The sequence below is a fragment of the Carnobacterium sp. genome (genome assembly GCF_032094055.1).
GTDB lineage: Bacteria > Bacillota > Bacilli > Lactobacillales > Carnobacteriaceae > Carnobacterium_A.
Genome location: NZ_DAMDAK010000132.1, coordinates 1 through 1,495, shown reverse-complemented (window position 1 = coordinate 1,495; position 1,495 = coordinate 1). Strand labels below are relative to the sequence as shown.

Genomic DNA, 1,495 nt, shown 5'->3' with positions numbered 1-1,495 from the left:
GCTGCTGCTCTTAAATCGGTTGCCGCAACTTCAGCTCCTTGCAATTTAGCAGGGCCATAAATCACTAATGTTTGATTCTCCACAGTAAACGAGCCGTTCATTTTACGAAGTTCTTCCATATGCATATAACGATTTTCAAATACCGTTTCTTTCATTGTACTTGTGCCTTCAGCTACCACTTGTGCAATGGTGATCTGAGCTTGCATATCAGTCGGAAAACCTGGATGCGGCATCGTTTTAACATCTGTAGCTTTTAATTTTTCAGGTCCAATAACGCGTAAGCCATTTTTTTCTTCAATGAATTGAACACCCATTTCTGTTAATTTTGAAATCAATGGTTTATTGTGTTCAGAAACAGCATCTTCAATAAAGATATTTCCTTTTGTTGCTGCTGCAGCTACCATGAATGTTCCTGCTTCAATCCGGTCAGGAATAATGCTATGGTCCGTGCCGACTAGTGTTTCAACTCCTTCGATCCGGATCGTTTCTGTTCCGGCTCCGAAGACTTTAGCACCCATTCGATTTAAGAAATTAGCTAAATCGACGATTTCAGGTTCACGAGCGACGTTTTCAATGGTCGTAGTGCCTTCTGCTAATGTAGCAGCCATCATAATATTTTGCGTTGCTCCCACACTCGGGAAGTCCAAGTAAATGCGAGCCCCTTTTAATGTGTCTGCGAAAGCTTCGATATAGCCATTTTCAATATGTACTCTGGCACCCATCGCTTCGAATCCTTTTAAATGCAAATCAATTGGTCGTGTTCCAATCGCACAGCCGCCTGGCAATGCAACTTTAGCATGACCCAGCCGTGCTAAAAGCGGGCCCATCACAACAATTGAGGCACGCATTTTACTAACATATTCAAATGGAGCTTCAAAATTCAATTCTCCTGAAGCATCTAATGTAATTTCTTTATCGGTTTCATTAAAATCAACGGTTAAATTTAAGTGGTGTAATACTTCATTTATTGTAAAAACATCTGACAAAATCGGCACATTACTTAATTTGCTTTGCCCTTTGCTTGCCAAGATGGATGCTGCTAAAATGGGTAAAACAGCATTTTTTGCGCCTTCTACTTTTACTGTTCCTTCAAGACGTTTACCGCCGCGAATAATCATCTTTTTCATGATTCTATCCCTCCGAAATTTCTGTTGCCAACTACCTAAGCCTGTCGCTCTAACAATTTACAGCAATCTTGCATATTATAGCATAGAAGTCAGTTTAGTTTCAATTCTTTAATTTTTAACATGTAAAAATTTAGAACAAAAAGATTAAGTTTCTTGACATCAGAATAAATTCTATCACAAATGAACTTACTGTATATCCAATTGTAATTGACAAAAACAAGTAAATTAGTTTTGCTTGTCCAACGTGGTTTTTTTTAATCCATTTTTCAATCATTAAGGCTTTTAAAGCCCAAAAAGATACCAATATGAAAAAAACATGAGATCCGATACTAATCAATGCTTGAATACCTATAAAACTCATTTCTTTA

General features: G+C 37.7%; 2 protein-coding genes. Both read right to left on the bottom strand.

Features of this window, described 5'->3' with window-relative positions:
* A partial coding sequence (gene murA, locus RT405_RS13155; RefSeq protein WP_313470281.1) for a UDP-N-acetylglucosamine 1-carboxyvinyltransferase occupies window positions 1-1,127 on the bottom strand: 1,127 nt, incomplete at its 3' end.
* Between the two features lie 130 nt (window positions 1,128-1,257).
* A partial coding sequence (locus RT405_RS13150) for a DUF1146 family protein (RefSeq protein WP_313470280.1) occupies window positions 1,258-1,495 on the bottom strand: 238 nt, incomplete at its 5' end.